Source organism: Paracoccus aestuariivivens (genome assembly GCF_009711225.1).
GTDB lineage: Bacteria > Pseudomonadota > Alphaproteobacteria > Rhodobacterales > Rhodobacteraceae > Paracoccus > Paracoccus aestuariivivens.
On the sequence record NZ_WMIE01000044.1, the window covers coordinates 1 to 6,694 of the forward strand.

Below are 6,694 nucleotides of genomic sequence, written 5' to 3' on the forward strand. Positions count from 1 at the left end.
TAGTTGGCATCGCAAAAGATCGGCTCATGTCAGCACCTTCGGCTGGAAAGTGATGTCTGGGTCAGAATCGCTGCGGCCTCGGCCACCTCAATTGACTATCATGCCTGCCAAAACTAACTTGCACAATCGCGTGCAAGTGGGGGTTGAGATGGGTGAATACGATCCGCGTGGTATCCTCCATCGCAAGGGGTGGCTTGCCGCTCAGCCAGAAACATTCCGCAATGCCTGGCTGGATGTGGCCGAGTTTAGCGAAATTCCCGCCGGTGAACTGCTTTTCTCGTTGGGCGGTCCAGCGGGCGGTGTCTACGGAATCGCCGAGGGCTACGGCAATGTCCTGTTGGCCTCGGGCTATCTGCCGCCCGTTCTGGCGCATATCGCCCGCCCGGGCTGGTGGATCGGCGAGGCATCGGCACTGACCGGCTCGCCGCGCCGCGTCGAAATTCGTGCCCGCTCCGACCTGATGGTCTGCTATGTTTCGCTGCAAGGTCTTGAAAGCCTTGAGCTGCGGTTCCCACGCCTGTGGCGCATGCTTGCGCAACTGACCGTGCTGCATATGGACAGTGCGATGATGTATGCCTCGGCCGTGAGTAAGGGGGATGCGCGCACCAAGATCGCAAGCACCCTCGTCAGACTGGCGGGGCCGGAGATGACGACCGACGCGATGATCTCGGTCCCGTGCTCGCAGCAGGAGTTGGGCGAGATGGCAGGCCTATCGCGTAACAGTGCTGGACCGGCGCTGAGAAGCCTGGAACGGGCAGCGCTGATCTCGCGCGAGGTCTACGGCCAGATCACTTTCAATCCAGTGCGGCTTGCCCAAGCGAGCGAGAGAGAGCTGAATAGTGGCGGATAAGCCGGCAGGTTTAGCTTTATTCGAATGTCGGCTAAGAGCCCTACGCCGCAGCAAGTTCAATAATGCTGACCCATCACTCCAGAGGTGCCCCGATTGCGGCAGCCATGCGGGCGATGGCGGCCATTTGCGGCGCCTTCTTGCTCAGGTAGTCGTCACCGCCAAAGCCCCACCAATCCCAGCAGCCTTTCGGGTTGTTTCGCGCCGGGAGAAAGGCGGGCGCCGGGACCGCGCTCGCCTGCGGGTAGAGCACCACGATATTATTGGCCTCAACCCAACCATTATAGCCGGTCAGGGTGGCGTAGCGCTCGCCCATCAGCAGGCCGTCCGAAAGCTCCCATGAGCGGCCTTGGGAGCAGCCATGCAGCGCGATATGCAAGCGGCAGTCTGTCGTCTCGGTTTTGCAAGCCGTAGGGATATAGACAAAGGCTTTGGAATCCATGCCCATCGCGCCCTCGGAATAGGCGCTTTGATCGAAGGTCATGAGGTTCGCGGCGACCGGCTCCACCTCGTCCTTGAGGTCACCGTAGAGATGGTTGAAGATCTGCTCCGCCTGATCGAATGCCGCACCGCCGGGCTGCCCGTCCGCGTCACAGAGGTTCAGATAATCCGGCTCGGTGTCCGCGCAGGGTACATCCCCCAGAGCCGTCACAAAGGAATGTCCGGCGGGCACGTCTTGATCGAATTTGATCTGCCCATCCGGCACACCGATTTCCTCATAGATATTGCGCAACATGCCCATGGTCTCGCTGCGCACGATTGGATCCTCGGTGCCAAGGAACATGTAGATCCGGTCGTCGATGATATTGGACGAAGGATCAATCGTCCCCCGGCCTTCGAGGATACGGATTCGGGCCATGGTCTGGTTTTCGATGAAACCCGTCACATAGGGAAAGAGCGGCACGGCTGGCAGCATCTCGGTCGGGTTGAGGCAAATTGCGACCGCCTGACCGATCCGCATATCCATCGGATCGAAGAACGGATTATAGACATAGCCGCCAGCGCAGTCGAAGGGCCCGCCCGCCACCACGCCCGCGCCAGAGATTTTGCCGGAAAAGGCGGTCTGCAGCTGCACGGTCATAAAGGCACCCGAGGAGAGGCCGGACACCGTGACTTGCGGCTCAAGCTTCAAGGCGGGGAGCAGATCTTCGGCTTGGGCCGCCGTGCCGGAGGCGGTAGTATAGAACAGGATTACGGCAAAAATTCCCGAGAAACGCATGACGACTCCTATGGAAAAACAATCGGAGAAGTTCAGGTCACAATCTTGTCGAGGGGCAATTCTGAGGCGCGATCAGAGATTGCGCAGGCTTTACCTTGCCACAGGAACGCGGTCCTGTGGCCCAAAGCGTTACCCGAGACCGGCCCCAAGACGCGTTTTTCCGGTCTTGCCGCATATCTGCCCAACAGGATTCAGCTTGCCTGCGAGAACCCGAGGCAAAAGCGCCGATCTTACAAACGCCTGGCTTCCCAGGGCCAGAGCGGGACGCCAAGGGACCCGGCCCGTCGGACGATGATTTCGCGCGACAGATCATCGTCGATTGCCGAGAGCGCGGCACCCTCTGTCTCGAGCAGCTTGCGTCGCTCAGCCGGATCGTCTTCCCAGCGCAGAGCTTCTCTTGGGGCGAGCAGCCCTGCCCGCTCGACCATGATTTTCGGATGGGTATGCAGCCAGCGCAGGAAGGCAAGCGCGGGCGGGGTCCTCTCCCAGAGATCGGTCGCGAAACGGACATAGTCCCGTGCCGTATCGGGTTCCGCCAGATTGCTGCCATGCCAAATCGTGAGCGGTATCGGCTCCGCCATGCCGCAGAGCATTTCCGCGATATAGGGATTGGCTGCAAAGCCGAGCCGCAGGCTGGTGGCGGCCGCGACGTAATTGCTGCGGCCAATTTCGAGCAAGCCAAGCTCATAATGATAGGGCGGGTATTCCGGATTATCGCGAAACACCTGCGCCGCATCTTCAACCCTGCCGGCGCGGAGATAGCTCGAGCCGAGCATCCAGCGCATGCCCTGATGATCATTCGGGTTCCAGCGCAGCATGTCCTCGATCAGGCCAATGGCGTCGCGATGCTGGCGCAAAGCAAAGCTTGAAACTGCTGCGCCCTGCGCCGCGCGCAAAAACGGTCGGTTCTCGAGAATACCCCAAGTGATGGGCCCCTCGTAATCCTTGGGAATTGCAGCGCGCCCGATCGCAAACCCGGCAAGGCAGGCTCCCAAAGCGAGTCTGGTCTTGCCCTGCTCCTGCAGCACCGCGCCGAGATGGGCATGGCCGTCGATATAGTCCGGCTCGCGCGCAACTAAGTCGCGCAAAGCGGAGAGGTATTTACCGGGCGCAATCCGTCCCCGCCGCCGCTCTTCGAGCAAGGCGTCCAATTCCGGTGCACCGCGATCTTCGGCGCCGCCATGATCGAAGACCGCACCATCCGGATAGATCCTGAGCGTGATCATGTCCTGTCCTTGCCGTCTGGCTTTGAGAAATAGGCCTCGAACAGCGCCCGGGACCGCGCGGCCCCCTCCTCTGTCAACCAGACCGATTTCGCCTTACTGACCGGATCGCCGATATAGCCCTTGTCGTGCAGACGCTGCAGCACTGCCCAGTCGAAGCCCTTCCAGGCCCGATGATCGCGATCCAGGGTGAGGAAGAGCAACGCGAGCACGCAATCGTCGATCTTGTCCTCATCGATTTCCATCGCCCTGCCCTCCTCTCCTGAGCCTTGGTCCTAGCGTTCGCGGTCGCGATCCTCACGCTTTTTCGTTTGCGAACGCTCCGCTTCCCGCGTTGTCTGGCTATCACCCAGATCCTGCAATCGCATCTTGGCCTCCTGAACCTGTTTCAGGCTCATGCCCATGCTCTCATGCTGCTCGGCGGCGCTGATGATGGCGCGCGCGATGTCGCGCCTTTGCGCGGGGTCTGGAATGTCGAGCGCCAGAGCCCGATCGTCGCCCTTGGCCAGCCGCGCCATCAGATCATCGCCATAGCGCTGGGTCAGATCCTTGGCGAAGCGCCCGGCATGGTCATCACTCTGGAAGGCGACCTGCCCGTCCTGTTTCAAGGCGTGGGACATGGCCTGCAACGTGCGTGACAGGCGGTCATGCTCGCGGCGCGGCTCAAGGGCGCGATCGAGGAGTTCGGCGGTCTTGGCATAAAAACTCTCGACCAGACCTGCCGCCTTGCCCCGGTCCTTCTCGCTTTCAAGATCGAGGTTCCGACTCTCCGCCACCGCCTGGATATCCTGCCGCACCCAGTCACGCTCCTGCCAGGCATTGGCCGCGCCTTGCCCCAAGCGGTCCTGGACTTGGGCCGGATCAAGCCCGACGGATTTCGCCGCCTCAGAGATTTTCTCGCGGATCTCGGCGATGCCGTCCCTGCCGATCTCGCGAGTAACCCCATCGCGGGAGTTCGTGCTGTCCTCGATCTGGCTGCGATGCAGGGCCTCGCGCGCCGGGCGCTGCATCAGCGCTGCGCCACGGTCATCGCCCAATTCGCGCGCGACATCCGATGCCGCCACATAGAATTCGCGCCGCATCTCGCCTTGTTCCGATTGTGACAATTGCCGGATGCCGGTCTCGACCCGGTCGATCCAGGCATCGTAATAGCGGCCGAGATCGCCGCGGGTCTGAACATCCTGTGCCTGCATGAAGTCCTCCGTCGATTGAATGATCCCGCCGCGCGCGAGGATCTGCGCGACGGCCGCGATTTTGCTGGCCAAATCCGCCTCGCGGCTCTGCCGCGCCATGGAGGAGAAGAGCTGCAAGGTGGCGACGTTGTCGCGGATCTGCGCCAGGGCATCGCGCACCGCTGGGCCCTGCAACGGCACCTCCCGGACCTCGCGGCCCTCACGTAAGGCACGCTCGAGCTCGGCCCGCGACGGGCCATAGGTCAGCTTGCCACGCTCGATGCGCGAGGCACTGTCGAGAAAAAGCCCCTGTTCGGCGGCGATCTCGACCATGCGCTCCTTCATCGTGATCACGTCAAAGGCATGGCCCTTGGCCATGTAGAACCAGCTGTCGTTTTCCAGCCCGCGATTGTTGATGACGATATGGACATGCGGATGGCTGCGATCGGTATGCAAAGCCGCGATATAGGCCCATTCATCTTCAACATGCAGGCCGCTCTGGAACATCTCCGCGGCCCATATCTCGGCGACCTGCAGCGCGCGCTGCGGCGCGACATCGGCCGGGAAGGACACGAGCAGATGCGTGGTATGGCCGTTTTTCGGATCACCCGTCCAGGCATCCTCCCAATCCGTGGCGATGGTCTTGCGCTCCTCGCGGCTCAAGGTGCGACGCTCCGGATCATGCTCGACCATATTGCCGAAGATCGCGCTGGCCTTGGAGAAGAGATAGTCGAACTGATTGCCGAGCTGCTTGCGGCTATGGGTGCCGCCATTATGAATCTTCTTCAGCACCGCGGCATTCGAGCCCTGGGCCAGGCGCCAGAGATTATTGGCCCGGGCGGTGAAGCGCCGCCGCGCGGATCCGCTGCCGCCGCGCAGATAACGCAGGTGCAATTCCTCGAGGATAGGATCCGTTGCCCTAGCCATCGGCGCGCTCCGAATAACTGCGGAAGAGCCGCACGCCGCGGCGGCGCTGTTCTTCGACCACGGCATTGAGCCAGGTCCGGAGCTTCGGCAGTGTGAGGCGCAATTCGTTCAACACCTGCCATTCGGCGCGCGCGAGATCGACGCGGCCGCGATTGGCGGCCAAGGCGATCTGGTTCACATTCACCCCGATCTTGTGGAGCTCGGCTTTTATCTCGCCCAGTTTCGCCGCCTCCTCGGGCGGGAATTCCAGCAGCCCGACGCTGGCACGCAGGACCGCGCGCAAGGCATCCGAACGCGACCCCGCCCCCATGCGGGCCTGCAGCCGGGCAAGCGCCTCGAGTTCTTCCGGCGAGAGCCGCACCGTCACCGCCTTGCCCGAGGTCGTGGTCGCCCCGGATTCCCGGATGCGCTGGGTCTTGGCGCGCTTCAACCTGGCCGCATCCATCACTGTGGCGGCGGCACCTGCCACCTCTCGCCTTTGATCTGAGCCCTGCGTGATTGTCGTCACTGCCCCTCCGATCCGGCAGGGCGCGAGCTTTGTACACATTCCGCATTTCCTGCCATAGCCCTTTGCTGCCAGATGAGACTCCATGTGTCAACGCAACCGGAGCTTGCGAAGGCTGCGCTGACCGAGAGGCCATCGGTGCGGCGCAAAGGGTCCGTTTTCTTCCAGGTCCCGGGCTTCGGGCCAGAGGCCCGGCCGTTTCGGGCGCGGCGCGCCCTGAGGCTGCCCCCTCGGGCAGCTGATGCCGTGAGCCGGTACAGACCGGCACGCGGGGTCCCAGCCGCCATCCGTCACCTGTGAGCTAGGTGACACGGCAGTGCGAATTCACGGCCCAAAACGACGCAGCTGCCGCGAGGGAGCGAACAATTTGCTGAGGAAATGGCGATGGGGCGGATGGCGCAGCGTGCAGATGCCTGAGACGGGGACCGTGGTAGCCCCCATTGACCCGGCCTCAACATGCCGCGTCAGGAGATCGCCAGTGCAGAAGACCTCGAAACTATCACGGGGCGCGGTGAGAGTTCGCGGAACGCATTTACCGCATGCCGCGAGACGGGTTCCGTATCGCGTGTGCCGCTTTCCGCTTATCGTTTCACGCGTCGTGTTTCGTGTGTTGTGTGTCGCGCTATGCGGGTGTTGTCTTGCGGGAGGTGCATTGGATTGCGCGGCGGAACCGGAGCCCCCGATGTCAGGAGAGTTGTCACCCGTTCTCGATCTGAAATGATAGATTTGGCGGGCGGGATAGGACGACGACTTGGGTTACTCACCGGAACGAAAGGCAGCGGTTCTGACGAAGATGCTGCC

At 62.3% G+C, this 6,694-nt stretch carries 6 protein-coding genes; 1 reads left to right on the plus strand and 5 read right to left on the minus strand.

The window, feature by feature from the left end; translation table 11 throughout:
* The first annotated feature begins 148 nt into the window (after positions 1 to 148).
* Entirely contained in the window at positions 149 to 850 is a 702-nt protein-coding gene (locus tag GL286_RS21760; protein ID WP_170295361.1) for a Crp/Fnr family transcriptional regulator, read from the plus strand.
* Between the two features lie 73 nt (positions 851 to 923).
* Here GL286_RS21760 and GL286_RS21765 read toward each other — a convergent pair whose 3' ends face one another.
* The 5 genes from GL286_RS21765 to GL286_RS21785 form a co-directional block, all read right to left on the minus strand.
* Complete coding sequence (locus GL286_RS21765) at positions 924 to 2,066, minus strand: extracellular catalytic domain type 2 short-chain-length polyhydroxyalkanoate depolymerase (RefSeq protein ID WP_246185070.1); 1,143 nt, start codon at positions 2,064 to 2,066, stop codon at positions 924 to 926.
* A gap of 230 nt (positions 2,067 to 2,296) precedes the next feature.
* Positions 2,297 to 3,217, minus strand: coding sequence for a tetratricopeptide repeat protein (locus GL286_RS21770; RefSeq protein WP_211596484.1), 921 nt, complete (start codon positions 3,215 to 3,217; stop codon positions 2,297 to 2,299).
* A 71-nt stretch (positions 3,218 to 3,288) separates the two neighbouring features.
* On the minus strand, positions 3,289 to 3,534 hold the full coding sequence (locus GL286_RS21775) for a DUF6429 family protein (protein WP_155097664.1): 246 nt from the start codon (positions 3,532 to 3,534) through the stop codon (positions 3,289 to 3,291).
* Positions 3,535 to 3,564: 30 nt separating this feature from the next.
* Positions 3,565 to 5,388, minus strand: a complete 1,824-nt coding sequence (locus GL286_RS21780; RefSeq protein ID WP_170295362.1) for a relaxase/mobilization nuclease domain-containing protein — start codon at positions 5,386 to 5,388, stop codon at positions 3,565 to 3,567.
* Entirely contained in the window at positions 5,381 to 5,935 is a 555-nt protein-coding gene (locus tag GL286_RS21785; protein WP_170295363.1) for a ribbon-helix-helix protein, CopG family, read from the minus strand. The genes GL286_RS21780 and GL286_RS21785 overlap by 8 nt, the downstream gene beginning before the upstream one ends.
* Between the last annotated feature and the right edge of the window lie 759 nt (positions 5,936 to 6,694).

Excerpts from the sequence above, each read along its gene's own strand:
- GL286_RS21760 (WP_170295361.1), top strand. The coding sequence starts at position 149 with ATGGGTGAATACGATCCGCGTGGTATCCTCCATCGCAAGGGGTGGCTT.
- GL286_RS21765 (WP_246185070.1), bottom strand. The coding sequence starts at position 2,066 with ATGCGTTTCTCGGGAATTTTTGCCGTAATCCTGTTCTATACTACCGCC.
- GL286_RS21775 (WP_155097664.1), bottom strand. The coding sequence starts at position 3,534 with ATGGAAATCGATGAGGACAAGATCGACGATTGCGTGCTCGCGTTGCTC.
- GL286_RS21780 (WP_170295362.1), bottom strand. The coding sequence starts at position 5,388 with ATGGCTAGGGCAACGGATCCTATCCTCGAGGAATTGCACCTGCGTTAT.
- GL286_RS21785 (WP_170295363.1), bottom strand. The coding sequence starts at position 5,935 with ATGTGTACAAAGCTCGCGCCCTGCCGGATCGGAGGGGCAGTGACGACA.